Genomic DNA, 24,416 nt, shown 5'->3' on the forward strand with positions numbered 1-24,416 from the left:
CCGACCCCGCGACGCGTACGCGACCCTGATTCTTAACTCCGATGTCACCGCCCGATTCCTCGGTTGACGTGTCGCTGTCCGTCCGCAGGAGTTGGCTGCCAGTCGTCGCACTTGTCCTGACCAGGAGCTGATCCACGTGCCTTCCTCTCGTCGTACCTTCCTCGCCAGCGGCGCCGCCGCCGGCGTCGGCCTCGCCGTCGCGGGCGGCCTGCCGTCGCTGGCCCAGGCCAGCCCGGCCCGGCCGCACCCGCCGGTGAAGCCCGGCAACGTGCCCTTCCCACCGCTGGTGGACGACCCCAAGGGAGTCCTGGCGCTGCCCAAGGGCTTCAGCTACACCGTGGTCACCCGGACCGGCGTCACCCGGCTCGACCGCGGCCAGGGCATGACCCCGTCGGACCACGACGGCATGGCCGTCTACGACGCCGGCCACGGCCGGTACACCCTGATCCAGAACCACGAGATCGACCCGGGCGCCGAGTTCGGCGTGCCGCACGTCAAGGGAACGGTCTACGACGCGGGCGCCGTCGACGCCGGCGGCTGCACCGTGATCAAGACCGACCTCGCCGGCCGCAACCTGGGTGAGTTCGTGGCGCTCTCGGGCACCATCTCCAACTGCGCCGGCGGGCCGACCCCCTGGGGCACCTGGCTCACCTGCGAGGAGACCGAGGACCGGGCCGGCGACACGTGGGAAGAGGGCAGCCGGTCCGGCGTCTACCAGAAGGATCACGGCTACGTCTTCGAGGTGTGGGCCGACGGCAGCGCCGACCCGAAGCCGATCAAGTGCCTGGGCCGCTACTCGCACGAGGCGCTGGCCGTCGACAAGGACCGCACCCGGATCTACCTCTCCGAGGACGCCGACGAGCCCAACGGCCTCTTCTACCGCTGGACGGCGCCGCACGGCGTCAAGCTGGGCCCGGGCGTGCTCACCCGCCTCGCACCGAACGCCGGTGTCCTCGCCGCGATGCAGATCATCATGGATGACGGTTCGGTGCTGCCGGACGTCGCCTACCTGACCTCCGCCCAGCTGGGCCGCCCCTTCCCGGTCCGCTGGATCGAGGTGCCGGACCGCGACGCGCGCACCACGTCGGTGCGCGAGCAGTTTGCCGACGGCGAGGTCACCCGCGGACGCAAGTTCGAGGGCGTGTGGGCCACCGACGAGGGCGTGTACGTGGTCAACTCCTACGCCTGGGACGAGGGTGACCTCCCGGCGGACGCCGCGCCGCACGACGGGATGGTCTGGTTCTACAACTACAAGAACCAGACCATCCAGCTGGTGACGTACTTCCCGCACCAGACCGCCTCCGAGGAGGGTGCGCCGGTCAAGTACACCGATATCACCTTCGACGGCCCGGACAACGTGACCGTCACCCCGTGGGGAAGCCTCGTGCTCGCCGAGGACGGCGCGGGCGCCTCGCACGTGCTCAGCACGATCCCGGGTGGGCCCACGTACGCGATCGCCCGCAACCAGCTCAACGACTCGGAGTTCTGCGGGCCGACGTTCAGCGCGGACGGCAAGGTGCTCTTCGTCAACATGCAGGACCCGGGCCTCACCCTGGCCATCACCGGTCCGTGGGAGAAGTACCTGGGCTGACCGAGCCCGACCGTGGGGGCCAGGCGACCTCGTCTGGCCCCCACCACGCTCGCCGCGCTCAGGAGACGCGCTGCAACGACAGCCAGTCCTGCCAGGCGATGTCGCGGCCCAGGTAGCGGGGCTGGTGGAACGGCCAGTCCGCGGCGATCCACTGCGGCACCAGCGTGTCGACGGCAGCCTCCAGCTCGCTGCCCACCAGGTCGTCCACCACCCACCAGGAGACCTCGCCGTCGGAGCCGGTGCGCTCCGGTGGGTCGATGTAGACGCAGCCGAGGATCGCCGTCTCCCCCTCGTCCAGCAACGCGTAGTTGAACGACTGGTGCGCGGCGATCTCCTTCTCGTGCCGCAGCAGGTCGAGGGCCGAGGCTAGCGCCACCCGGCCGGCGCCCGGCCACCTAGTCGAGACAGAACTCGTTGCCCTCGACGTCCTGCATGTTGAGGCACGACTCGTTCTCGCCGTCGGCGAGCAACAGCTGCCCGCGTACCGCGCCGAGCGGGACCAGTCGCGCGCATTCGGCCTCAAGGGCGGCCAGGCGCTCTTCGCCCACCAGCCCGGTGCCGACCCGCACGTCGAGGTGCACCCGGTTCTTCACGACCTTGCCCTCGGGCACCCGCTGGAAGAACAGTCGCGGACCAACCCCCGAGGGGTCACTGCACGCGAACCACGAGCCGTGCTCGCGATCGACATCGTCCCAGGTGGCGAACCCCTCCGGGGGCGGCGGGGGGACGTACCCCAACACCTCGCACCAAAAACGACCGACGCGCACAGGCTCGGCGCAGTCGAAGGTCACTTGGAACTGCTTGACCGACATCCGTTCACCTTATGGGCCGGGCCGCCGCCGCTGTCCCCCGTACCCCCGCGCTCTATGAGGCGGGTGTGATGCGCTGGCGTTGATAGTGGCGGGCGGCCTTGGCACGGGCGCCGCATCCGTCCATGGAGCACCAGCGTCGGGTGCCGTTGCGCGACGTGTCGTAGAAGTGCAGGACGCAGGCGGGGTTACCGCAGCGTCGAATGCGGTTGGGTTGCTGACGCAGCAGATCCAGGTAGTTGATGGCCGCTCGCCAGGAGGGCAGCCAGTCGGGGTCGACGTCCTGCTGCTCGTGCACGGCCGCCCGGTGGAGCGTGTAGCGCGAGGCACCGTGGGCGAGGATCGCGTTGACCGCCCGTTCGGAATCCGCGTCGGGCTGTTCGAGGACGCGGCGCAGGGCCGAACGCGTCTGCCGCAACGGGGTCTCCACCGCCGCCGGGTCACCCTCCAGCCGGTGCTCGGCGAGCCATTCCCGCAGCCCGTCCGGCTCGTCGAACAGGTCGACCATGCGGCCCCGCTCGACCCACTGGGTGTTGACCAGGTCCAGCGCGAGGGGTTCGCCCACCAGTGGCCGACGTGTCATGACACCAACCTTACCACCGTCAGCCGTTTGACAGGTTAGGCACTACGGCGTAGCTTCTTACCGGCAAACGTCATCACGGTGGTTAGGTAGGCTCGTTCGCCTGCCGGAGCGCCGACCCTCCCCGGCCGGACCGACCCCTGGAAGGTGCCCGTCATGCCACACCGCTACCTGCAGGAACTGACCACCGCGTCGGTGGTCGCCGCGCAACAGCGCTACGGCAGCCGGCCCGCCATCCAGCGGATGACCGCTGGCTGGGACACCGACGCGACATTGAGTGACGATGAGGCCGATTTCATCACCGAACGCGACAGCTTCTACCTCGCCACCGTCGGCGAGAACGGCTGGCCGTACCTGCAGCACCGCGGCGGCCCACCCGGCTTCCTGCACGTCCTCGACCCCGTCGACGGGCACAGCGTCCTCGGCTGGGCCGACCTGCGCGGCAATCGGCAGTACCTGTCGGTCGGCAACCTCGCCAGCTCACCCCGGGTGTCGTTGCTGCTCATGGACTACGCCCACCAACGCCGCCTCAAGATCATCGGCACGGCACACGTCACCGACGTGCGGGACCCCGGGTTCGAGGAACTGTTGGAAAGGCTGGGCGCGCCCGGGCCGTCGGGCCGGGTGGAACGGTTGATCACCGTCAAGGTGCAGGGCTACGACTGGAACTGCCCCCAACACATCACGCCCCGCTTCAGCGAGGCGGAACTCTCGGACGCGCTCGCGCCGGTACGGGACGAACTCGCCCGCCTGCGCGCCGAGAACCAGGCCCTCCGCGAGCAGGCGAACCAACAACCAGGGAGAACACCATGAACAAGCTGACCGTACGCTCCGTTGGCGGTCCCACGGCCGTCCTCGACTACGCGGGCCAACGCCTCGTGGTGGACCCGACGTTCGACGACCCGCGGACGTACCAGGCCGGGCCGGTCACCGCCACCAAGTTCACCGGCCCGAGCGCCGCGCCCACGGACCTCGACCCGGTCGACGTGGTGCTCGTGTCGCACGAACACCACATCGACAACCTCGACATCTCCGGGCGGGAGTACGCGCGCCAGGCCCGCCGGGTGTTCACCACCACGGCGGGGGCACCGAATCTCGGGCCTGGGGCGACCGGCCTGCGGCCCTTCCAGTACGCCGAGGTCGGCGACGTACGCGTCACGGCGGTTCCGGCGCTGCACGGTTCGCCGGAGATCGGCGTGGTCAACGGCCCGGTGATCGGGTTCGTGCTGGAGGCGGCCGGCTGGCCGACCGTCTACGTCAGCGGCGACAACGCCTCGCTGGATGTGGTGGCGGTCGTCGCGGAGCAGTTTCCGGCGACAGAGATCGCGATCCTCAACCTCGGCGCGGCCAGGATCGCGGTACGCGGCGAGGCGTTCCTCACCCTGACCGCGGAACTGGCGGCCCGAGCGGCGACCCTGCTCGGCGTCCGGGCGGTAATCCCGGTTCACCAGGACGGCTGGGCGCACTACACCCAGGGTGCCGACGATGTCGTGCGCGCGTTCGAGTCCGCGGGCCTGACCGACGTGCTCGTCGACCTGCGACCCGGCCACTCGGCGACCGTCTGACCGCGGCCCGGGGAGATCTCACTCCACCTTGGTGAGAAGTGGTTTCCCCTTCTCGACGACGTACGTGGCCAACTCGACCGCGATACTGTCGCCAACGTTGCGCGCCTGGTGATGCACGCCGTAGGGAACCGTCAACGCGTCGCCGGGATTGCACACCATGGGCGGCTGCCCCTCAAGCCGGTATTCCAGCGTCCCCTGCAGTACGCAGATGATTTCCTCGCCGGGGTGGAAATGCTTGAACGGTGGCGAATCCGGTGTGAACTCCACCCGAGTCTGAATGACCTCCCGCCCGGGGATGCTGAGGTCGTGCCGTTGCAGATCGATCCGCCATAACCCTGGTGCTGACTCCACCGCTGTCGGGCTGATCCCCTCGGGTCGATCCGTGGTGCTCATGACGGCCTCCTGTGAGCCGCCGGCCGACGGCCACTACTCGGATTGGTGCATACCCGTCGAGAATAGGGAGAAGCAGGCGATCCGGGGCGCGGATGCGGTAGTCCGATCCCCCAGCGGCCTCGGCAGCTGAGGTCACCGACGGCGCAGCAGCCCTCGTTCGGTCAGGTGGGCACGCAACGTCTCGGCATCCTCGGCGGACATCAACCAGCGCGGGATCACGGTGGCCGGCATCCGGCCGACGTACACGACCCAGAAATCTCCGACCTCCCGCACCTGGGTGACCCCGTCCCAGGCGATGCCGCCGGACTCCGAGCCGCTGCGCATCATGATGTTGTCATCGGTGATGTCGTAGGCGCCCTCGACGGCGTAGCTACCGGAGCGGCGTCGGGCGCGCGCCAGCACCCACGGTCGGTACAGCATCGACAGCACGCCGGCCACGACCAGCGTTGTCCAGAGCGGCGTACTCCGCTCGCCCCACCCGAACCCGCGCGAGACGACGAGACCGATGACCCCGGCCACCGTCAGCACCGCTCCGATATAGCCGAATCTGCGCAACCGGACGTTGCCGAGGGCAGCGGCCACCCGACCCGGGTAGGCGGGATCGGCGGGGACGTCGAATCGGATGTGCACGCCAGAACGATAGTGCCTCCGCCCGCCCCTGAAGGCGCCTTGCCCCGCCCGCACGGCCGGCCACCGGGGCGCCCCGGGGCAGCGACGGCCCGGCGGTTGGTGAAGGCTGGCGGGCATGGCTGATCTGAACGACGCGAAGGCCGCGCTGCACGACTACCTCCGGGAGAACCGCGAAGACCTCATCTGGAAGCTCGACGGGCTCAGCGAGCGCGAGGCCAGGCTGCCCCGCACGGCGACAGGCAACAACCTGCTGGGCGTGCTCAAGCACTGCCTCAACATCGAGGCCGGCTACTTCGGGCCCACCTTCGGCCGTGAATTCCCGACGCCGGACGAGCTGGTCCCGATGGCGGCGTTCGACGAGGACCCGCACGCAGACTGGTACGCCCGGGAGGACGAGTCGAAGGACGGGCTGATCGACCTGTATCGCCGGGTCGGCGCGTTCGCCGACCAGACGATCGAGCAGCTACCGCTCGACGCGCCGGGGCAGGTGCCGTGGTGGCGGCCAGGTCGGCGGGATGTGACGCTACAGCGGATCATCATCCACGTGACCTGCGACATCGCCCGGCACGCCGGGCACGCCGACATCATGCGCGAACAGCACGACGGGGCGGTCGGCCTCCGGCGGGACAACACCAACCTCCCCGACGACTACGACTGGCCGGCGTATGTGGGCAAGCTGACCAAGCTGGCCGACCAGTTCGGATGATCGGGAAGGCTGCCACCGTGCGAGACGACCTCGACCAGGTCGAAGCGACCTTCCTGGGCACGCCACTGGCCGGCCTGCCGATCGGGCACGGCCCATCGGGCACCGTCCTCGTCGCCGACGTCGACCCCGACCGCCTGCACGAGATCTGGCAGGCCGCCGACGCGCTGGTGCCGGTCACCGGGCGTCGGCCCGTCATGGTCACCGACGACTTCGACGACACGCTGACAATTCGGCCCGAGCCCGAGCAGGGTCCGTCGGAGTCGGAGCTGCGCGCGTTCGCCGAGGCGGCGGCGTCGTCCGAACCCTGGCTCACCTACCGCCACCACAGCGAGGACCACCAGGTAGACGAGGACGAGATCGAGTTCTACGCGCGTGGCACGACCGGCGTCGACCTGACCGCCCTGGCGTCGGACGTGGTGCTGCCGACGCCGCTCCCGGTGCTGGAGCGAATGCTGTACGACCGGCTGCTCACCGACGCCGACCTGCACGCCCAGGTGCTTGGCAAGGTGCGACTCGTGACGCAGACCGACTACTGGTACGCGCCGGACAGCGTCCTGCTCATGTTGCTGCCCACCAGCGACGTCCGCGGCTCGGCGTACTGGGTGGACTTCTATGGTGCGCTCGACCTGGAGGATCAGCAGAGGCTCGGCGAGGTGCTGGAGCAGTGGCGGCACCGGTGGGACGCCCGCCTGGTCGCGTCGTGGGGCACCATGCTCCAGTTTCAGGTGGGTCGTCGCCCGACACCGGGTGACGAGGCGTGGGCGGCAGCCGGTCAGCTCAAGGCGCTCGCTCCGAACCTCGAACTGAGCCGGTGGGAGGTCGCCGTCGCCCTACCGGCCGGTGACGCGTGGTTCGTCCACAACCGGCCCTGACCGACCTGTCTGTTCCGGTCTCGCGGTCTGCGTGACCCCTTCCTAGGAGCGTCCTGGATGACCCTGCTGGAGCGACTGCACCTGGCCGGTATGTCTGACGCCGTCACGGTGCAGCCGGTGACAGGCGGGCTTGCGGCGCTCGCGGGCATCGCCACCCTTCGGGACGCTCCGCCGGTGTTCGTCAAGGCCTTCGCCGACCCGCCGGCCGACGACGTCTTCGTGGCCGAGGCCGAAGGGTTGGCCGCCCTGCGCGAACTCGGCGGTGTGGCGACACCCGAGGTGATCCTGGCGGACCGGGACCTACTGGTGCTGTCGGTGTTGCGCGAGCGGCCGCCGAGCGAGGCCTTCTGGGAGCAGTTCGCGCACCTGCTCGCCCGCCTGCACCTGAGCACGACCCACCCTCGCTTCGGCTGGCACCACGACAACTGGCTGGGCCGTCGCCGCCAGGTCAACACGTGGAACGACGACGGCTTCGCGTTCTTCGCGCAGCACCGGCTGCTGCGGTGGCTCGACGAGCCCCGCGTCGAGGCGGCGCTCGACGCCGGAGACCGGGCGGCGCTGGAACGGCTCTGTGACCGGCTGCCCGACCTGCTGCCGGAGCGGCCGGCGTGTCTGACGCACGGCGACCTGTGGGCACAGAACATCCTGGCCACCGCGGACGGAGAGCCCGCGCTGATCGACCCGGCCGTGTCGTACGTGTGGGCCGAGGTCGACCTCGCGCACGTGTGGTCCACCTCGCCCCCGCCCGAGGCACGACGGATGTTCGAGGTCTACGCGGAGCTGACCTCGCTCGACGGCGGTTGGGAGGCCCGCATGCCGGTCATCCAGCTGCGACAACACCTCGCCGTGCTGGCCCAGTTCGACGACGACTGGGGCGCGGCCGACCAGATCCGCGCCGTCCTTGCCCCGTTCCGGACACGATCCTGACCGGAGGCCCGGCCGTCGACGGCGGCACCCGGCCCGGCCAGCCGATCCGGCCGACGGCCGCCGGGGCCCGCGCGCGCAGTGGGGCTCGGGCCCTCGATTACGGTGGCCCCTGGATCGGGGGTGGGCCATGGCACCGGAGGTGTCGCCGCGAAGGGCCAGGGCCGTGCTCGTCACGCTCTCCCTCGCCGCGTTCGCGTTCATCACGACCGAGCTGCTGCCCGTCGGTCTGCTGACCCGCATCGCACCCGATCTCGACCGGTCCCGCTCCCAGGTGGGTCTGCTGGTCAGTGGGTACGCCGTGGTGGTCGTGCTGGCGTCGGTGCCGCTGACCCGGCTGACCCAGCGGATCCCCCGCCGGCAGCTGCTCGGCGTCACGATGCTCCTGTTCGCCGCCGCGAACGCCGCCGCCGCGCTCGCGCAGACGTACGCCGTGCTGGCCGGCTCCCGCCTGGTGACCGCCCTCGCCCAGGCGTTGTTCTGGTCCATCGCCACGGCGACCGTGATCGGGCCGTTTCCGGTCGCGGTGCGCGGCCGGGCGGTGGCGCTTTTCGCGACCGGGGCGACCCTCGCCCCGGTGCTCGGCGTACCCCTCGGCACCTGGCTCGGGCAGCAGGCCGGCTGGCGCGCGGCGTTCGCGGTGCTGGCCGGGGTCGGTCTGGCTATCGCCGCCGCGGTGCTGGTCCTTCTTCCGTCCTATCCCCCGGCCGCCGGTGGCGCCGCCCGGGGCACCGCACCGGACGGGCGGCGCTTCGCCGTCCTGCTGATCGCCACCGCCCTCGGCATCGGCGGCTTCATGACCCTGCAGACCTACGTGACACCGTTCCTGCTCGACGTCAGCGGCTTCGCCGACGCGGTCCTGGCGCCGCTGCTGTTCGTCGCCGGCGCGGCCGGGGTCGTCGGCACCCTGGTCGCGGCCCGGACTCTGGACAGCCGACCGATCGCCTCACTGCTGACGCCGCTGGGCATCGGCACGGCCTCGCTGCTGGGGTTGTCCGCGCTCGGCGCGCTCAAGCCGGGTGTGGTCGCGCTCCTCGCCGGGATCGGCCTCGCGTACGCGGCGTTCGGCTCGGCCGTGCAGAACCGGATGCTGCAACTGGCCCCGGGCAGCACCGACATCGCGTCGGCCGGTGTCAGCACCGCCTTCAACGCCGGCATCGCCGGCGGATCGCTGCTCGGCGGCGCCCTCCTGCCCACCTCGGGGGCACGCCCGCTGGCACTCGCCGGCGGGCTGCTGACACTGGCCGCCCTCACCCTGCTCGCCGTGGACGCCCGGCGTGGCCGCGTCGCCGGGCCGGAGCCGACCGCCGCCCGTCCCCCGGCTACGCGCCGCCCGGACCCGGCTGCGGACGGAAAACCTTCCGGTACGCGCCTGGTGTGACGCCGAGGAGTTGCCCGAACTGGGATCGGAAGTTGCTCGTGGTGGGGAACCCGGTCTGGGCGGCGATCCGGTCGACGGTGTGGTCGGTCGTCTCCAGCAGGTCCTGCGCATGACGGATGCGTACCCCCGACACCCACTGCATGGGGCTCTGCCCTGTCTCGTCCTTGAATCGACGGGTCAGCGTCCGCACGCTCATGCCGGCCGCGGCGGCGATGTCGGCGAGGGTGAGGTCACGGTACGCGTTCGCCTCGATCCAGGAGAGCGCCCGTTCCAGAGTCGACGTCCGGTAGGTGGCGCGGTTCCGGACGATGTACTGCGCCTGTCCGCCCGGGCGGTGCAGCGGCGCGACGGCGAGGCGGGCGGCGTCCGCCGCGACGGCCGTCCCGTAGTCGCGCTGAACGATGTGCAGGCACAGGTCGAGACCCGAGGCGGCTCCGGCGGACGTCAGGATGCTCCCGTTGTCGGTGTAGAGCACGTCGGGGTTCATTCGAACGGCGGGGTGCCGTCGGGCGAACTCGTCCGCGGCGAGCCAGTGTGTCGTCGCGTCCCGGTCATCGAGCAGGCCCGCCTCGGCCAGGGTGAACGCGCCGACGCAGATCGACGCGACCCGCGTCCCACGCGCCGCTGCGGCCCGCAGGGCTGCGAGAACGGCGGGCGGCGAGGGCTGCAACGGGTCGTTCCTTCCCGGCACCACGACGAGGTCTGCCCGCTCGATGGCGTCCAGTTCCTCGTCGACGGCCAGGCGCAGCGGACCGGCCTGGACGGACGGCTCGTGGCCGGCGACGACGAGCCGGTATCCCGGGCGGCCGTCGGGTAGGCGTACGCGCCCGAAGGTCTCGATGGCGGTGGCCATATCGAACGCGATCGCATCCGGAAGCGCGAGCACCATGACCGTGTACATCGCAGCAGAATAAGGCACTCGACCGCTGGCCAGATACAGGTGAAGTCTGTCTTGATTGCCATCGGCGTCGCGCTTGGTGGGGCGCGAACATGGAGGACACCTCCACCGGAAGAGATCACCCATGCCTCGATTTCACGCCCAGATCGTCCTCTTCGACGGGTTCGACCCCCTCGACGTCGTCGCCCCGTTCGAGGTGCTGACCGCCGGGAGCCAACTCCTCGGCGGCGCGCTCGCGGTGCAGCTCGTCAGCGCGAGCGGTCCCCGCGTTGTGCGCTCCGGCAACCCGCAGATCAGCCTCACCGCAACCGCCAGGCTCGACCCGGACGTACCCGGTTACGTGGTCGTCCCGGGGGCGGTCGGCCCCGTCGACGGAGACCCGGACGCCGGGGATGAGACCATCCCCGTACTCCTGGGCCGTTTCGCGTCGAGCGCCGCGATGCCCCTCGTCCGTCGCGCGCTCGACAACCCGGACATCACCGTGGCGGCCTTCTGCGGCGGATCACTCGCCCTCGCGATGGCCGGTCTCTTGGAGGGCCGCACCGCGACCACGCACCGGCTCGGCATCGGCCTGCTCGGCGCCACGGGGGTGACGGCCGTGCGCGCCCGGGTGGTCGACGACGGCGACCTCGTCAGCGGCGGCGGCGTCACGTCGGGTCTCGACGTAGCCCTCTACCTGCTCGAACGTGACTTCGGCTCGTCGACGGCGCTCGCCGTGGAGGAGCTGTTCGAGTACGAGCGACGCGGCACCACCTGGCGGCTGCCGCGGACGAGCGTGCTCGGCGAGGGGACCAGCGCGTGAGTGCGTTCCTGCTGTCGGTCCACGTGCTCGCGGCCATCCTCACCATCGGCCCGGTCGCCATCGCCGCGAGCATGTTCCCGCGCCTCGCGCGTCTCGCCCTCGCCGCGCCCGACGAGCCGGGACGGGTTGCCGCCGTGCGCATCCTGCACCGCATCACCCGGGTCTACGCGGTGATCGGCGTGCTCGTTCCGGTGTTCGGCCTCGCGACGGCCGCGAGCATCGGCGTGCTCGGCGACCGGTGGCTGATCGTCTCGATGATCCTGACGGCCGGGGCGGCCACGATGCTGATCGCCCTCATTCTGCCTGGGCAGAAACGCGTCGTCGGTGCGCTCGACACGGGCGAGTCCATGCCGGACGGCACCGCACGCCGGCTCGGGATGGTGACGGGCGTGTTCAACCTGCTGTGGGCGATCGTCGTCGTGCTGATGATCTACCGGCCTGGCTCGACCACGGGAGTTGGTCGCTGAGCCCGCGTCGGATTCCGCCGATCCTGGAGCGGCGGGAGAGCAGGTATCCGGTCCCCGCGGCGGCGAGGCCGGCAAGCCCGGCCGCCGCGAAACCGCCCGCCGGCACGGAGAGGTCGATCGCCACGCCGACGAGCGGGGCTCCAAGGGCGAAACCGGCGCTCTGCGCCGAAGACTGCAGACCCGTCACCTCGCCCCGCACCCCGGGTGGCGCCAGTCGGCTCACCGCGTCGGCCACCGTGCCAAGGGTCGGCGCGGTGAGGAGCCCGCTCCCGACGACGGCCACGCAGAGCCAGGGCCAGTCGTGGGCCAGCCCGGCGGGAATCGTCACGAGCCCGAGCAGGCCGAGCAGCAGCCAGGTGGGCAGCGGCCGGGTCAGCGCGCCGTAGACCAGTCCGCCGATGACGGACGACACGCCGAACACCACGACGACCACGGCGGCCCAGGACACCTGACCGGCCTCCCGCAGCGTGGCGACGATGGCGAGGTCGACGCCGCTGAGCAGCGTCGTCGTCCCGAACGCCATCGTCAGCGCGGCGATCATCCTGGCGTCCAGCCACTGCCGGCGTGGGGGTCGTTCCGCCGTGGCGGCGTCCGCCTCGTCCTGGGCGTGCATTGGTGGGTTGAGCACGGCGATGCCGACGCCGCCGGCCAGGATCGCGGCGCCGACCCCCCACGCCACCACGTCGGGGGACACCGTCGAGGCACCGAGGATCACCACCGCCGGCCCCACGATGTACGACAGTTCGCCCTGCACCGATTCCAGCGCGAACGCGGCCCGGCGCTGCTGCGCCGTCGTCATCGCGGCGATCGCCTGTCTGCTCACCGCCTGGGCCGGCACCATCAGCAGGCCCGCCACGAAGCTGGCGACCAGCAGGAAGCCGTACGCCAGGATCGGCACGCCCAGCCAGAACACGACCTGCGCGGCGACGGTCACCAGCAGGACGCGGCGCAGGCCCCGCGAGTCGATCATGCGACCGAGCAGCGGGCCGCCCAGCGCCACTCCGGCGGTCAGGGCGGCCGCGACCCCACCCGCCGCCGCGTAGCTCAGCTCCAGGCCCAGGACGACGACGAGGGTCAGCGCCATCACGTCGGCGGTTATCGCGGTGCGGGCGAGCAGCGAGACGCCCAGCAGCGGTGCCATCCCTGGCACGGCGAGCACCTGCGGGTAGCTGGTCACCCGCTTGACGCTAGTTCCGCCCGCGCGCCATAAGAAGACGTCATCTTGTTGAGGCCGACATAATGAATGCTTATGGCCAGGGACCTGGAAACCGTTCTGCTACGGTCGTTCGTCGCCGCCGTACACGAGGGCAGCATCAGCCGTGCCGCGACCGCGCTCGGGCAGACCCAGCCCGGCCTCAGCCAACAGTTACGCAGACTGGAGAGCGTCGTCGGCCGTCCGCTGCTGCACCGCTCGTCGGCCGGGGTCGCGCCCACCCGGGCCGGCGAAGAACTCCTGCCGTACGCCGAACGCATCCTCGCGCTCTCCGCCCAGGCACTCGCCGAAACCGGACGCGCGCTCACCGGCCACTGTGGTGTCGGGTTGCTCGAGGACCTCGCCGCGGCCCAGCTTCCGCAGGCCCTCGCCGACCTCGCCCGGCTGCACCCCGGCGCGACGCTGGAGGTGCTCAGCTGTTCCAACGCCGCCATGCGGGAGGCCTACGACGCGGGCCGCGTCCAACTCGTGCTCGACGCGGTGCCGGACATTCCCGGGCCGCCGCGTTGGACGGTGCGCGCCCCGCTGGTCTGGGCGACCGGGCAGGGTGTGGACGTGACCGCCGATCCGCTGCCGGTGGTGCTCTTCTCCAACCCGTGCTCCTGGCGTACGTCGGTGTTGGACGCGCTGGAGCGGGCCGATCGGCGTTGGCGGGTGGCCTTCGAGAGCAACAGCCTGGTCGGGGTGCTCGCCGCGGTACGGGCCGGGCTCGGCGTCGCGGCGCTCATGCCCGCGAACCTCGAACCGGCCATGATCTGCCGCGACACGGGTGCCCTGCCCGTGCTGCCGGACGTCGAGTTCGGTCTCGCCCGGCACCCACGGACCGAGGGTGACCCGCTGATCGACGCCGTGGAGACGGCGCTCCGTCGCATCGTCTGAGCACACGCCCTCGCCGTCGGGCCGGCGGTCACCCGCTGCCCGCGCTGACGACCGCCATCATGATCAGGGTGCGTCGCCGCCGTCGACTCATCAGCGCGAAACAGGCGGTGAGCACCACCAGCTCCAGTTCGGCCCACTCGCCGGTGACGTCGACGCGGATCGGCCCGCCCAGCCGGCCGGGCAGGCGCACCGCGAGGCGGTTCCCGTCGCGTACCAGCTCACCACCGCACCGACCGGGCGCCCAGTGGGCCACTCCGCCGGGCCCCGGCACGTGCGACCGGCCCGGGTCGAGTCGCACCGGCACGCCGTGCTCGCCCCGCGCGGTGAACCCGATGCGCCGGCGGCCGGTCGGTTCGACCGTCCAGCGGCCGGTGCCGGTGCGGATCTCGCCGCACCGCCAGGTCCAGCCGGTACGTAGCGAGGCGCTCGGCGCGCAGTCGAGGACGAACGCCGCGTCCTGCTTGCGTACGGTCAGCGCGGTCATCGGTTCGCCCCTTGTGGGCGCGGCCGGGGCAGGCCGAGGATGAGGAGAACGCCGACGCTCAGGTGCAGCAGCGCGAGGCTCGCCTTCGCTCCCCCGCCGACGCCACCCGGTGGCCCGACCACGAGCGACAGCAACAGGACCGCGACGGCGATCGAGGTCCACCAGACGCGGGAGCGGTTGGTGCGGCGTTCCAGTGCCGCGAGCAGCGCCCAGCCGGCCAGTGCCGCGACCGCGGCGGCCACGACGACCGCGGCCACGGTGATCTGCCGGGTCGAGCTTCCGGACCGGACCGCCAGGTCGACGCCGGCCGCCGAGTGCAGGAGCGCGAACTCGGCCACCGCCACCACGATCGCGCCGGCCGCCACCGCTGCTCGGCGCAGGAGAAGGTTGTTCGTCATGGCCTGAGTCTGCGGACCGGGCCGGGCCGGGCACGTCGGTCCAGACGCCGCGGCGGGTACGTCCGCTGGCGGCTCGGCGTACTACCAAAGGAGGTGGTCCGGGCCGCCGGGAGCCCAGTAGCGTGCGCGGTGTGGATGCGGCGACGTGCGAGGTCAAGCCGCCGCGGACGGGGCGTTCCGTCCCGGTGGCGGTGACGACCGTGACGACCGTGGCGGTCGGCGTCCTCGTCGTGACCATGCTGTGGTCCGCCACCCGGTCCAGCTCCGTCGGCCTGGTCGGCGTCGACGTCGCGCTGGCGGTGGCCGCCCTGGCCCTGGTTCCGGTGGTCGTCCGCCGCCCATGGATCGGTGGCGTGCTGGCCGGCCTGCTCGTCGCGCTGTCTCCGGTGGTCACGCCGGTGGCCAGCTTCGCGGTGCTGTTCATCGCCCGCAACCGGCCGTTTCGGCAGGCGGCGGCGGTGGCGGCGGTCGGTGTGGCGGGCGAGGCGGTGCAGGCGTTCTGGCGGCCGGTGCCCAGCCTGCCGTACGGGTGGCGGCTGCTGCTGATGACGATCGCGTACGCGGCCCTGCTCGGCTGGGGCACCTGGGCGCAGGCCCGCAACGCCCTGCTGGCGGCGCTGCGGGACCGGGCCCGACGGGCCGAGCAGGAGCAGGAACGGCGGGTCGGCGAGGCGCGGGCGGCGGAGCGCAGCCGGATCGCGCGGGAGATGCACGATGTGCTGGCCCACCGGCTGTCCCTGCTGGCGGCGGCCGCCGGCGCGATGGAGTACCGGCCGGACGCGCCACCCGAGCGACTCAGCGCCGCCGCCGGGGTGATCCGGGCCAGCGCCCATCACGCCCTCGACGAGCTGCGCGAGGTCATCACGCTGCTGCGCAGCGACGACGCCGAGTCGCCTACCGACGCGCCACCCGGGCAGACCCTCGCCGACCTGCCGCGCCTGGTCGACGAGGCGCGGGCCGCCGGGCAACAGATCGAGGTCGACGACCCGCTCGGCCCGCCGGTCGAGATCCCCCCGACGGTTGGCCGCACCGCGTACCGGATCGCACAGGAGGCACTGACCAACGCCCGCAAGCACGCCGCCGGTCAGCCGGTCCGGCTGGTGCTCGGTGGCGCGCCCGGCGCCGGCCTGAGCATCGCGGTGAGCAACCCGACCACGCCCGACAGCGGCGCCACCGGCAGCGCCGGTACCGGCCTGATCGGGCTCGCCGAACGGGCCGCGCTCACCGGTGGCCGGGTCGCCCACCACGTCGACGCCGCGGGTCGGTTCCACCTCACCGCGTGGCTGCCGTGGCCGAGGTGACGGGTCCGATCCGGGTCGTCATCGTCGACGACGATCCTTTGGTACGGGGAATGCTCACGCTGATGCTCGACGGCGCCGACGGGATCGTCGTCGTGGGTGAGGCCGCCGACGGCGCCACGGCGATCACGGCGGTGGACCGGCACCTGCCCGACGTGGTGCTGATGGACATCAGGATGCCCGGCGTCAACGGCATCACCGCCACCGAGCGCCTGCGCCGCCGCCACCGGCCACCCGAGATCATCGTGCTCACCACGTTCGACACCGACGAGCACGTGCTGCGAGCCCTCCGGGCCGGCGCGAGCGGCTTCCTGCTCAAGGACACCCCGCCCGAGCAGATCAGTCAGGCGGTCCGCGCGGTCGCGGCCGGCAACCCGATGCTGTCTCCGGGCGTGACCCGCCGCCTCATGCAGCGGGTCGCCTCCGGGGCCGAATCGTACGAGCAGGCGCACGCGCGGCTGGCCCTGCTCACCCCCCGGGAGCGCGACGTCGTGCTGGCCATCGCGCAGGGGCGCTCCAACGCCGAGATCGCCAGCGGGCTGCTGATGAGCGTGACGACGGTGAAGGCCCACGTCTCGCACATCCTGACCAAGCTGGACCTCGACAACCGTACCCAGATCGCCCTGCTCGCCCACGACGGCCGGCTCGGTCTTGCACCATAGGTGAGGAATCGGCGTTGAGGGTCGTAGGGTTGCGGTATGGCACAACGACTCGTCAGCGTATGGCAACCGTTCTTCCTGGCCAGCGAGAGCCAGGGCGCGGCCATCGATGCCGCCACCGAGTTGGAGGACCTCGGCTACTCACGGATCTGGTTCTCCGGCGGTTTCGGCGAGAACGTCGCCCCACGCTTCCGGGAGATCCTGGACGGGACGACGCGCATCGGGGTCGCGACCGGGATCGTGAGCATCTGGCACTCGTCGCCCCCCGAGGCGGCGGCGTTCGCCCAGGACGCGGAGCGGGCGCATCCCGGCCGCTTCCTGCTCGGTCTCGGCGCCAGCCACGCCGTGGTGGTGGAGGGCGGCGGCACCGACTATCGCAAGCCGTACTCAAAAATGGTGAACTACCTGGACGGCCTCGACGCGGCCGGGCTTTCGCCCGAGCGGCGCATCCTGGCGGCACTGGGCCCCCGAATGCTCGAACTCTCCCGCGACCGTTCCGCCGGGGCGCACCCGTACTTCGTCCCTGCCGAGCACACCGCCGAGGCCCGGGCGGCAATCGGGCCCGACCGGCTGCTCGCCCCCGAGGTCGCGGTGGTCCTCGACGCGGACGCCAGCACCGCGCGCGCCACCGCCCGGCAGTACACGAGCGGGTACCTCGCCCTACCGAACTACACCAACAACCTCCGGCGGTTCGGCTGGACCGACGAGGACTTCGCCGACGGCGGGAGCGACCGCCTCATCGACGCCCTGATCCCCTGGGGCACCGTCGAGAAGGTGGCGGCCGGGCTGGAGAAGCACTACCAGGCCGGCGCGGACGAGGTGGCGATCCAGGTGCTCAACGGCGACGACAGGACGTTCCCCGCCGACGGCTTCCGCGCCCTCGCCGCAGTCCTGATCTGACTTCCGAAACCCGCAGCACCGTAGGCCCCCGTCGCGGCGATTCACCGTGCGGCGGGGCCTCGCCTCGCCCAGGCGGGGGCGGCGCCGGCGTCGTGTGATCCCGGCGATGCGGTCGCCACGCCAGCTTTCGACCTGGACCCACCGATACGTCATGACGCCGACAACGGTGGAGCGTGTTCGCCTGGTCGCCTTCGACGACGCGACGTGCGAACTGCTGACTGCGGCGCTTCAGGCCTGAGCTTGGTGGCCGCGACGCCGCTCAGGCTCGCCTGAGATCGAGGCCGGTCAGGTCCGCCGACAGCGCCCAGAGGCGGGCTGCCTCGCTGCTGTCCGTGGGGCCGCCGTCGGTGATGCGGCAGTCCACGCAGTAGTCGCCGCCGTTCGCGTCGAGGTGGGGTGACGTGGCGGCCCAGACCTGTGTCGCCGCGCCCTGCTCGACGGTCTTGAACAGGCCCGGTGCGGGAGTGCCGTCAACGTCGATCCAGCCGGCGGCGACCATCTCCTCGACTGCGAGGTGCCGTTGCAGGGGAGTGAGGATCCAGCCGGGGTTGATGGAGAAGGCGCGGACGCGCTGCGGCCCGCCGAGCAGATCGAGGTGGCGGGCGAACAGGATGTTCGCGAGCTTGGACTGGGTGTATGCCTCCCACTTGTCGTACCCACGCTCGAACTGCACGTCGTCCCACCGGATACGCCATGCCGGGTTGCGCCCGGAGGCCACCGAGACGACGCGAGCCGTGTCGGGGGCGGTGAGCGCCGGCCACAACAGGTTCGTCAGCGCGTAGTGGCCGAGGTGGTTGATCGCGAAGTGTCCTTCCCAGCCGGGTCCGACCCGGGTTTCCGGGCAGGCCATGACGCCGGCGCTCGCGATCAGGACGTCGAGGGCGGGATGGCTGCGGAGGAACCGTACGGCGAAGGCGCGGACGGAGGCGAGGTCGGCGAGATCGAGCTGGTCGACCTCGACCCCGGGTACGTCGGCGAGTGCCTGCTGCGCTGCGTCCGGCCGGCGAGCTGGGACGACGACCCGAGCTCCGGCTCTGGTGAGCGCGCGGGTCGTGGCGAGACCGAGGCCGGAGTAGCCGCCCGTGACGAGGGCGGTCTTTCCGGTGAGGTCGATCCCGGCGAGGACGTCTCCGGCCGTACTGTGGGCACCGAACCTGGTGTGGGTCGTGTCGCTGGTCATGCCGCGGACGCTAGGTGCTAGACCGAGGTCTAGGTCAATGGCTACGGTCGACGCCATGGCGGACAGCGGCCTGAGCATCGGGCAGGTGGCGCAACGGACCGGGTTGAGCGTGCACACCCTGCGGCTCTACGAGCGTGAGGGTTTGTTAGCCAGCGAGGTGCGGCGCGACGGGTCCGGCAGGCGCGTCTACAGCGCCTGGGACGTCGAGTGGCTGGCGAACTGCGTGAGGTTCCGTGCCTCCGGGATGCCACTCACCACGATCAGCCGCCTGGCCCAGCTCGTACGCGACGGCAGCGGCAACGAGGCCGAGCGGCTCACGTTGCTCCGCGAACACCAGCGCCACATCGCCGGTCAGCTCACGCAGCTGCATGACACCCTCGAACTCATCAACGGCAAAGTGGCCAGCTACGAACAACACCTCGCCGCCGGCGCCTCCGGTGACCCCTGGCAACAGCAACCTCAGCCCGCCCCGACAGAGCACACGCCTCAGCTGGGCTGACGAACACCGCCGCCCAGACTGGGTTCGTTGGCTCTCGTGGCCGTTCGGGTGACGGGTTGCGGTGCCTGGTTGGTGGGTAGGACCTGAATCTCGGGCAGATGGGTACGCTGCACCGGCGGTGGCCTCAGCCAAGCACCTCCGCACCACGGCCACCCACACCGCCCGGGTGGCACCACTGGCGTTCCCGTATCCGCAGACGAGAGGCGAAACCACACCATGACCGCAGTACCAGACCAACGGTCTACTGCTGCTGCGGGTCCGGCGGCTGCCGAGCAAGCGGCGGAGGAGGACCTGCGGGCGCTGTTCGGGCAGTCCATCGCCGTCTTCGCGTCTCTGGCGGGGCCAACGCACCTGGTGGAGACGGCGAACCCGGCATTCTTCGCCAGCATCGGCGAAGAACGTGCCCGCGTCGGGGTCGCGGTCGCCGATCTGATGCCCGAACTGGCCGGTCAGGGATTCATCGCGCTGCTGGATCAGGTCTTCCACACGGGTGAGCCCTACACCGGCCGTGACGTCCGGGTCATGCTGGGCAGCGGCCCGCAGGCGCGGGAGGCGTTCTTCGACTTCACCTACGAGCCTCGCCGGGACGCCGACGGCAACGTCACCGGGATTCGCGTGCTCGGCGTGGAGACCACGCAGGTCAAGCATGCCCAACGGCTGATGGCGGAACACCGCGCCCTGCTGGAGCAGATCGCCCGTCAGGCACCCCTGGCCGAGGTGCTCGACGGGATGGCCCGCTGTATCGAGAACCTCGCACCGCAGGAGGTGCTCGTCTCCGTCCTGCTCGCCGATCCGGACGCCCGGCACCTGCGCCACGGCGCCGCGCCGAGCCTGCCCGACTTCTACAACGAGGCCATTGACGGCATCGCGACCGGCGAAGGTATCGGCTCGTGCGGCACCGCCGCCCACCGGCGCGAACCAGTCATCGTCACCGACATCGCCACCGATCCGTTCTGGGACGACTTCCGGGACCTGGCCGACCAGGCCGGGTTGGCGGCCTGCTGGTCCACGCCGATCCTGGCCCGCGACGGCGGCTTGTTGGGCACCTTCGCGATGTACCACCGCACCCCACGCGTCCCGCAGGACACCGATCTCGCCCTCACCCGGCTCTTCGCTGGCACCGCAGCCCTGGCCATCGAACGCCACGAGATCGAGCAGGCGAAACTCGCGGCCGAAGCACGCGCCAAGTCAGCCAATGACGAGCTGGCCAAGGTGCTGCGCGTGGAGCGGGAACTGCGCGCCGAGGCCGAGCAGCGCGCCGCCGCCGCCGCGGAACTCGCCACCCAGATGCGTGCCGCCGCTGCCGCGCAGGCCGCCACCCCGCACCCCGAGCACTGCCAGCTCGGCGGCGCCGCCGGGTGCACCGCGCCGGCCGAGATCAAGATTGCCGACTCGTGGGGCGACGCGGCGTGGGGCTGCCCCGCCCACGTCGAGGAAGCCATCCTCAACGTACGGTCGGTCTTCATCGCCAGCGAGGAACTCGGCGGCCTGACCGCCTACCTCAACCGCTGATCGCGGGCGAGAGCGCCGGCGGGAGCTGAGCAGCTAGGGACGCCACTCCCTACGGTAGGGTCGGCGTGCTCGTTGTACGACTGCCCGAGCACTCGGAGCGCATATGCGAGACCAGCGAAGCGTTGGCCATCGAGGAAACCTCCGTCCCCCAAGCGGTGAAACACTTCGCCGTACGCGTGGCAATCGGACTCATACCCGGTCTGAAAACGCTTGACCACGGCGCACTCGTCGCAGCCCGCGACGCCTGTGACGGCGCGCCAGGCATCCCCTGTAAAGCGACCCCTCGCGGTGCCTGCTCGCCGCTGTCGGCTATTTGTCATGTGCTCTGGGCTGGCCTTTGTGTACGGTCAGGCGCGCTCATCACGCGTTGTCGGAGAGGGAGCGTCGAACGGGTGGGACGATTCGTTGGCATCGCCGTAGGTCAATACGATCAGGATCGGCACCTGCCTCTGCGCCATGCGGTGCCGGACGTGAAGGCCTTCGCGGAGTTGCTGGAGGCGGACTTCGTCAGTGCATTGTTGGCCGACCCGGACGAGAACACCGCGCGAGACCGGCTTCGTGGGCTCGCGGACGAGAACTCGAACGGACCGCTGGTGCTGCTGTGGGCCGGGCACGGGATCGGATCCCCCACTGGGTTGAGGTTGCTGGCCAGTGACAGTGGGAGTGGACCGGCGGCGGGGATCGGTGCCCTGGACGTGGCCGCGTACTGCGCATCGTCCGGTTCGAGCCAGCTGCTGCTGATCCTGGATGCCTGCTTCTCCGGTGAAGGGTTGCTCGCGGTTGCGGTGGCGGCCGAGGTGATGCAGCAACTTCCGGTCGACGGCGAGCATCTGTGGGTAGGAGTGCTGACATCCTGCATGGCTGTCGAAACCGCCCAGGACGGTCTGCTGGGTGAACGTCTGCGGGCGTTGCTGGCACATGGACCGGAGTCGGCGATGCTGCGGCTGCGCTGGTCGGTGCATAACCAGTCGATCCGTGGCGACGACCTCTGCGATGCGGTGGTCAAGGAGTGGCCTGGCGGCCGGCAGACGCCGCAGTTTCGCAGCGGCGGCAGCGCCTGGTGGATGTTCCCCAACCCACTGTTCGACCCGGGGGCTCCGGAACAGGTGGTGGAGCACCTGTTACGGGCAGCCCGTGGCGGTGCGCGTGAGGATGAGGGGTCCTGGTTCACTGGCCGCACGACCGAGGTGAACCAGGTGGTCGCGTGGGTTCGGGCCGGCATACCGGGCGTGTACGTGGTGACAGGCTCGGCAGGGACTGGTAAGTCCGCCATCACGGGCCGGGCCGTCAGCCTGTCGAATCCACACGAGCGCGCCCGCCTGCTGACAGAGAGGCGGCCGTGGGAGCACGACGATCCTGGCGAACGGTCGATACACGCGCACGTTCACGCTCGTGGTCTGAGTGTGGACCAGGCCGCGGAGCTGATCGCCGGGCAGTTGGTCAGGTCTGGCGTGCTCCCGGCGCAAGCAGCCCGGCGCAACGCCCCGGAGCTGGTCGGCCATGTGCAGCGGGCAGTGGAGGCAGGCGCCGCACCACCGGTGCTGGTCGTGGACGGCGTGGACGAGTCACGTGGCGAAGCGTTCACACTGGCGGAGGAGCTGATGTTGCGCCTGTCCCGGCACGCGGTGGTGGTGGTGTCCACCCGCGATCTTCCCCGGCTGGGGGGCGGGGCGGGCCTGGTGTCCACGCTGAATCCGGATGGACCCGGAATCGATCTGGACACTGAGCAGGCACAGGAGCGGACTCGTCGCGATGTTGTCGACTATGTGGCGGCCCGGCTGGCGGGGGTGGATCCAATCATGGATCCAGCGCTGGTCGCTGACCATGTCGGAGCGGGCGTCGCAGCGGCGGTTTGGCAGGCCGGCCGACCATTCCTACTCGCACGGCTGGTGGCCGACCAGCTCAGTGCTGTGCCGGTCGACACCAGTTCCGAAGACTGGCAGAGATGGGTGGCTGTCTCGGTCGAGCAGGCGTTCGACAGTGACCTCGCCACGATCAGCTCACCGCCGGGGGCTCAGAGGACGGGAGCGAACGACCATCTAACCGTGGCTCGGCAGCTGCTTGCGGCGCTGACTCGGGGCTATGGTGCGGGTCTGCCGGAGGACGAATGGTTGACCATCGCCAACGCCGGACGAGAGCCGGCGGAGGCGTTCGGGCGCGACGATCTCAGTTGGCTGCTGGACCAGCTCGGCCGGTACATCGTGCAGGACGGCGAGGGCGGCACCGCCGTCTATCGGGTAGCGCATCAAAGCTTGGCTGACCATCTCCGTCCGCCCTTCCGCGCCACTCACCAGCAGGTGTTCGATCCGGACGCGTACCCGATCGCCGGTGCTTTGGCTTCCCTGTACCGGGCGAGACTCGACGCCGGGCTGCACGCGGAGCGACCCATCTACCTGTGGCGGTATTTCTGGCGTCACGCGGCCGACGCTGGCCTGGACGGCTTGGATCTGATTCGTCTCCTGGCCGAGGCTGATCGGGCACTCATGCCCGACGTGGCGGTGGCAGGGCTACTCGTAGCTGAACGCTTCCGTCGGTGGGGCTACCGGCAGGAAGCCGTGGAACCTACCGAAGAGGCCGTCACGGTCTACCGCGATGTCGCCACCACCAAGCCCGCCTTCCTCCCCGAACTGGCCTCCGCGCTGAACGACCTCGGCATCTGCTACGGGGAGGTCGGTCGGCGCTTGGACGCGCTCGCTCCCACCGAAGAAGCCGTCACCGCCTACCGGGAACTGGCCGCCACCAACTCCGCCTTCCTCCCCGAACTGGCCGGCACGCTGAACAACCTCGGCATCCGCTACAGCGAGGTCGGGCGGCAATCCGACGCGCTCGCTCCCACCGAAGAAGCCGTCACCCTGCACCGGGAACTGGCCGCCACCAACCCCGCTTTCCTCCCCAACCTGGCCACCGCGCTGAACAACCTCGGCATCCGCTACGGGGAGGTCGGGCGGCGATCCGACGCGCTCGCTCCCACCGAAGAAGCCGTCACCCTGCACCGGGAACTGGCCGCCACCAACCCCGACTTCCTCCCTGACCTGGCCTCCGCGCTGAACAACCTCGGCAACCGCTACAGCTCGGTCGGACGGCGATCCGACGCGCTCGCTCCCAGCGAAAGAGCCGTCACCGTCTACCGGCGACTAGTCGCCACCAACCCCGCCTTCCTCCCCGACCTGGCCACCGCGCTGAGCAACCTCGGCATCCGCTACGGCGCGGTTGGGCGGCGATCCGACGCCGTCGCTCCCACCGAAGAAGCTGTCAGCCTGCGCCGGGAACTGGCCGCCACCAACCTCGCCTTCCTCCCCGATCTGGCCGGCGCGCTGAACAACCTCGGCAACCGCTACAGCGCGGTTGGGCGGCGATCCGACGCCGTCACTGTCACCGAAGAAGCTGTCACCCTGCGCCGGGAACTGGCCGCCACCAATCCCGCATTCCTCCCCAACCTGGCCACCGCGCTGAACAACCTCGGTATTCACTACAGCGAGGTCGGGCGGCGATTCGACGCGCTCGCTCCCACCGAGGAAGCCGTCACCGCCTACCAGCGACTGGCCGCCACCAACCCCGCATTCCTCCCCAACCTCGCAGGTGCGCTGAACAACCTCGGCAACCGCTACAGCGAGGTCGGGCGGCAGTCCGACGCGCTCGCTCCCACCGAGGAAGCCGTCACCGCCTACCGGGAACTGGCCGCCACCAACCCCGCATTCCTCCCCGAACTGGCCGGCGCGCTGAACAACCTCGGCATCCGCTACAGCCAGGTCGGGCGGCAGTCCGACGCGCTCGCT

The 24,416-nt window shown here is 70.9% G+C and carries 26 protein-coding genes and 1 pseudogene; 17 read left to right on the forward strand and 10 right to left on the reverse strand.

The window, feature by feature from the left end:
* Positions 1-136 precede the first annotated feature (136 nt).
* Positions 137-1,591 carry an alkaline phosphatase PhoX gene (locus PSH25_RS07210; protein WP_238658249.1) on the forward strand — a complete coding sequence of 485 codons (1,455 nt, stop codon included), beginning with the start codon at positions 137-139 and terminating at the stop codon, positions 1,589-1,591.
* A gap of 58 nt (positions 1,592-1,649) precedes the next feature.
* On the opposite strand, the gene PSH25_RS07215 is transcribed toward PSH25_RS07210, so the two are convergent.
* Genes PSH25_RS07215 through PSH25_RS07225 form a run of 3 tightly spaced genes read right to left on the reverse strand, consistent with a single transcriptional unit; the run spans position 1,650 to position 2,983 of the window.
* A complete protein-coding gene (locus tag PSH25_RS07215) occupies positions 1,650-1,967 on the reverse strand; it encodes a hypothetical protein (RefSeq protein WP_238658250.1) in 318 nt (105 codons plus the stop codon).
* Positions 1,968-1,986: 19 nt separating this feature from the next.
* Entirely contained in the window at positions 1,987-2,403 is a 417-nt protein-coding gene (locus PSH25_RS07220) for a VOC family protein (protein WP_238658251.1), read from the reverse strand.
* 52 nt (positions 2,404-2,455) lie between these two features.
* Positions 2,456-2,983, reverse strand: coding sequence for a CGNR zinc finger domain-containing protein (locus PSH25_RS07225; RefSeq protein WP_238658252.1), 528 nt, complete (start codon positions 2,981-2,983; stop codon positions 2,456-2,458).
* 153 nt (positions 2,984-3,136) lie between these two features.
* Between PSH25_RS07225 and PSH25_RS07230 the strand changes: the two genes are divergently transcribed.
* Together PSH25_RS07230 and PSH25_RS07235 are read left to right on the forward strand one after the other, a co-directional pair.
* Positions 3,137-3,793 carry a pyridoxamine 5'-phosphate oxidase family protein gene (locus tag PSH25_RS07230; RefSeq protein WP_238658253.1) on the forward strand — a complete coding sequence of 219 codons (657 nt, stop codon included), beginning with the start codon at positions 3,137-3,139 and terminating at the stop codon, positions 3,791-3,793.
* Positions 3,790-4,545, forward strand: coding sequence for an MBL fold metallo-hydrolase (locus PSH25_RS07235; protein WP_238658254.1), 756 nt, complete (start codon positions 3,790-3,792; stop codon positions 4,543-4,545). Before PSH25_RS07230 ends, PSH25_RS07235 begins: the two co-directional genes overlap by 4 nt.
* A gap of 18 nt (positions 4,546-4,563) precedes the next feature.
* Here PSH25_RS07235 and PSH25_RS07240 read toward each other — a convergent pair whose 3' ends face one another.
* Complete coding sequence (locus tag PSH25_RS07240) at positions 4,564-4,938, reverse strand: cupin domain-containing protein (protein WP_238658255.1); 375 nt, start codon at positions 4,936-4,938, stop codon at positions 4,564-4,566.
* Positions 4,939-5,070: 132 nt separating this feature from the next.
* Positions 5,071-5,568 carry a YcxB family protein gene (locus PSH25_RS07245; protein WP_238658256.1) on the reverse strand — a complete coding sequence of 166 codons (498 nt, stop codon included), beginning with the start codon at positions 5,566-5,568 and terminating at the stop codon, positions 5,071-5,073.
* Between the two features lie 115 nt (positions 5,569-5,683).
* On the opposite strand from PSH25_RS07245, the gene PSH25_RS07250 reads away from it, so the two are divergent.
* From PSH25_RS07250 to PSH25_RS07265, 4 genes are all read left to right on the forward strand, one after another.
* Entirely contained in the window at positions 5,684-6,274 is a 591-nt protein-coding gene (locus tag PSH25_RS07250) for a DinB family protein (protein ID WP_238658257.1), read from the forward strand.
* Between the two features lie 17 nt (positions 6,275-6,291).
* The gene (locus PSH25_RS33910; protein WP_238658258.1) at positions 6,292-7,146 is read left to right on the forward strand and encodes a DUF4253 domain-containing protein; all 855 of its coding nucleotides are present in this window, start codon (positions 6,292-6,294) and stop codon (positions 7,144-7,146) included.
* Positions 7,147-7,203: 57 nt separating this feature from the next.
* Positions 7,204-8,073, forward strand: coding sequence for a fructosamine kinase family protein (locus PSH25_RS07260; protein ID WP_238658259.1), 870 nt, complete (start codon positions 7,204-7,206; stop codon positions 8,071-8,073).
* 127 nt (positions 8,074-8,200) lie between these two features.
* Positions 8,201-9,451 (forward strand): MFS transporter, encoded by a 1,251-nt coding sequence (locus tag PSH25_RS07265; RefSeq protein ID WP_238658260.1) that lies wholly within the window; start codon positions 8,201-8,203, stop codon positions 9,449-9,451.
* Here PSH25_RS07265 and PSH25_RS07270 read toward each other — a convergent pair.
* Positions 9,393-10,352 carry a GlxA family transcriptional regulator gene (locus tag PSH25_RS07270; RefSeq protein ID WP_238658261.1) on the reverse strand — a complete coding sequence of 320 codons (960 nt, stop codon included), beginning with the start codon at positions 10,350-10,352 and terminating at the stop codon, positions 9,393-9,395. The genes PSH25_RS07265 and PSH25_RS07270 overlap by 59 nt on opposite strands.
* 121 nt (positions 10,353-10,473) lie before the next feature.
* Here PSH25_RS07270 and PSH25_RS07275 point away from each other — a divergent pair, with 121 nt between their 5' ends.
* A complete protein-coding gene (locus PSH25_RS07275; protein WP_238658262.1) occupies positions 10,474-11,151 on the forward strand; it encodes a DJ-1/PfpI family protein in 678 nt (225 codons plus the stop codon).
* On the forward strand, positions 11,148-11,618 hold the full coding sequence (locus PSH25_RS07280) for a hypothetical protein (RefSeq protein WP_238658263.1): 471 nt from the start codon (positions 11,148-11,150) through the stop codon (positions 11,616-11,618). Before PSH25_RS07275 ends, PSH25_RS07280 begins: the two co-directional genes overlap by 4 nt.
* On the opposite strand, the gene PSH25_RS07285 is transcribed toward PSH25_RS07280, so the two are convergent.
* The gene (locus PSH25_RS07285; RefSeq protein ID WP_238658264.1) at positions 11,545-12,795 is read right to left on the reverse strand and encodes an MFS transporter; all 1,251 of its coding nucleotides are present in this window, start codon (positions 12,793-12,795) and stop codon (positions 11,545-11,547) included. The two genes, PSH25_RS07280 and PSH25_RS07285, sit on opposite strands and share 74 nt — an antisense overlap.
* Before the next feature lie 72 nt (positions 12,796-12,867).
* On the opposite strand from PSH25_RS07285, the gene PSH25_RS07290 reads away from it, so the two are divergent.
* A complete protein-coding gene (locus PSH25_RS07290) occupies positions 12,868-13,710 on the forward strand; it encodes a LysR family transcriptional regulator (protein ID WP_238658265.1) in 843 nt (280 codons plus the stop codon).
* 28 nt (positions 13,711-13,738) lie between these two features.
* Here the strand turns inward: PSH25_RS07290 and PSH25_RS07295 are convergent, their stop codons facing one another.
* Both PSH25_RS07295 and PSH25_RS07300 read right to left on the reverse strand, forming a co-directional pair.
* Positions 13,739-14,194 (reverse strand): hypothetical protein, encoded by a 456-nt coding sequence (locus PSH25_RS07295; protein ID WP_238658266.1) that lies wholly within the window; start codon positions 14,192-14,194, stop codon positions 13,739-13,741.
* A complete protein-coding gene (locus tag PSH25_RS07300; RefSeq protein ID WP_238658267.1) occupies positions 14,191-14,592 on the reverse strand; it encodes a DUF6069 family protein in 402 nt (133 codons plus the stop codon). Before PSH25_RS07300 ends, PSH25_RS07295 begins: the two co-directional genes overlap by 4 nt.
* 200 nt (positions 14,593-14,792) lie before the next feature.
* Between PSH25_RS07300 and PSH25_RS07305 the strand changes: the two genes are divergently transcribed.
* The 4 genes and pseudogenes from PSH25_RS07305 to PSH25_RS07320 form a co-directional block, all read left to right on the forward strand.
* A complete protein-coding gene (locus PSH25_RS07305; RefSeq protein WP_238658268.1) occupies positions 14,793-15,893 on the forward strand; it encodes a sensor histidine kinase in 1,101 nt (366 codons plus the stop codon).
* On the forward strand, positions 15,881-16,552 hold the full coding sequence (locus tag PSH25_RS07310) for a response regulator (RefSeq protein ID WP_238658269.1): 672 nt from the start codon (positions 15,881-15,883) through the stop codon (positions 16,550-16,552). The genes PSH25_RS07305 and PSH25_RS07310 overlap by 13 nt, the downstream gene beginning before the upstream one ends.
* 36 nt (positions 16,553-16,588) lie before the next feature.
* Positions 16,589-17,449 carry an LLM class F420-dependent oxidoreductase gene (locus tag PSH25_RS07315; protein WP_238658270.1) on the forward strand — a complete coding sequence of 287 codons (861 nt, stop codon included), beginning with the start codon at positions 16,589-16,591 and terminating at the stop codon, positions 17,447-17,449.
* Positions 17,450-17,485: 36 nt separating this feature from the next.
* Positions 17,486-17,602, forward strand: a pseudogene (locus PSH25_RS07320) (RNase III inhibitor); the annotation flags it as partial.
* A gap of 106 nt (positions 17,603-17,708) precedes the next feature.
* Here PSH25_RS07320 and PSH25_RS07325 read toward each other — a convergent pair.
* A complete protein-coding gene (locus tag PSH25_RS07325; protein WP_238658271.1) occupies positions 17,709-18,629 on the reverse strand; it encodes an oxidoreductase in 921 nt (306 codons plus the stop codon).
* Between the two features lie 55 nt (positions 18,630-18,684).
* On the opposite strand from PSH25_RS07325, the gene PSH25_RS07330 reads away from it, so the two are divergent.
* The 3 genes from PSH25_RS07330 to PSH25_RS33915 all read left to right on the forward strand — a co-directional run.
* Positions 18,685-19,128 (forward strand): MerR family transcriptional regulator, encoded by a 444-nt coding sequence (locus PSH25_RS07330; RefSeq protein ID WP_238658272.1) that lies wholly within the window; start codon positions 18,685-18,687, stop codon positions 19,126-19,128.
* A 216-nt stretch (positions 19,129-19,344) separates the two neighbouring features.
* A complete protein-coding gene (locus PSH25_RS07335) occupies positions 19,345-20,640 on the forward strand; it encodes a GAF domain-containing protein (protein ID WP_238658273.1) in 1,296 nt (431 codons plus the stop codon).
* A gap of 392 nt (positions 20,641-21,032) precedes the next feature.
* On the forward strand, positions 21,033-24,416 hold a 3,384-nt coding region (locus tag PSH25_RS33915; protein ID WP_238658274.1), incomplete at its 3' end, for a tetratricopeptide repeat protein.

The sequence above is a fragment of the Micromonospora foliorum genome, from assembly GCF_022229015.1.
GTDB lineage: Bacteria > Actinomycetota > Actinomycetes > Mycobacteriales > Micromonosporaceae > Micromonospora > Micromonospora foliorum.

Coding starts and splice junctions, on each gene's coding strand:
- PSH25_RS07270 (WP_238658261.1), bottom strand. CDS start 10,352: ATGTACACGGTCATGGTGCTCGCGCTTCCGGATGCGATCGCGTTCGAT.
- PSH25_RS07315 (WP_238658270.1), top strand. CDS start 16,589: ATGGCACAACGACTCGTCAGCGTATGGCAACCGTTCTTCCTGGCCAGC.
- PSH25_RS07335 (WP_238658273.1), top strand. CDS start 19,345: ATGACCGCAGTACCAGACCAACGGTCTACTGCTGCTGCGGGTCCGGCG.
- PSH25_RS07230 (WP_238658253.1), top strand. CDS start 3,137: ATGCCACACCGCTACCTGCAGGAACTGACCACCGCGTCGGTGGTCGCC.
- PSH25_RS07330 (WP_238658272.1), top strand. CDS start 18,685: ATGGCGGACAGCGGCCTGAGCATCGGGCAGGTGGCGCAACGGACCGGG.
- PSH25_RS07240 (WP_238658255.1), bottom strand. CDS start 4,938: ATGAGCACCACGGATCGACCCGAGGGGATCAGCCCGACAGCGGTGGAG.
- PSH25_RS07290 (WP_238658265.1), top strand. CDS start 12,868: ATGGCCAGGGACCTGGAAACCGTTCTGCTACGGTCGTTCGTCGCCGCC.
- PSH25_RS07300 (WP_238658267.1), bottom strand. CDS start 14,592: ATGACGAACAACCTTCTCCTGCGCCGAGCAGCGGTGGCGGCCGGCGCG.
- PSH25_RS07225 (WP_238658252.1), bottom strand. CDS start 2,983: ATGACACGTCGGCCACTGGTGGGCGAACCCCTCGCGCTGGACCTGGTC.
- PSH25_RS07250 (WP_238658257.1), top strand. CDS start 5,684: ATGGCTGATCTGAACGACGCGAAGGCCGCGCTGCACGACTACCTCCGG.
- PSH25_RS07325 (WP_238658271.1), bottom strand. CDS start 18,629: ATGACCAGCGACACGACCCACACCAGGTTCGGTGCCCACAGTACGGCC.
- PSH25_RS07295 (WP_238658266.1), bottom strand. CDS start 14,194: ATGACCGCGCTGACCGTACGCAAGCAGGACGCGGCGTTCGTCCTCGAC.
- PSH25_RS07220 (WP_238658251.1), bottom strand. CDS start 2,403: ATGTCGGTCAAGCAGTTCCAAGTGACCTTCGACTGCGCCGAGCCTGTG.
- PSH25_RS07260 (WP_238658259.1), top strand. CDS start 7,204: ATGACCCTGCTGGAGCGACTGCACCTGGCCGGTATGTCTGACGCCGTC.
- PSH25_RS07265 (WP_238658260.1), top strand. CDS start 8,201: ATGGCACCGGAGGTGTCGCCGCGAAGGGCCAGGGCCGTGCTCGTCACG.
- PSH25_RS07275 (WP_238658262.1), top strand. CDS start 10,474: ATGCCTCGATTTCACGCCCAGATCGTCCTCTTCGACGGGTTCGACCCC.
- PSH25_RS07235 (WP_238658254.1), top strand. CDS start 3,790: ATGAACAAGCTGACCGTACGCTCCGTTGGCGGTCCCACGGCCGTCCTC.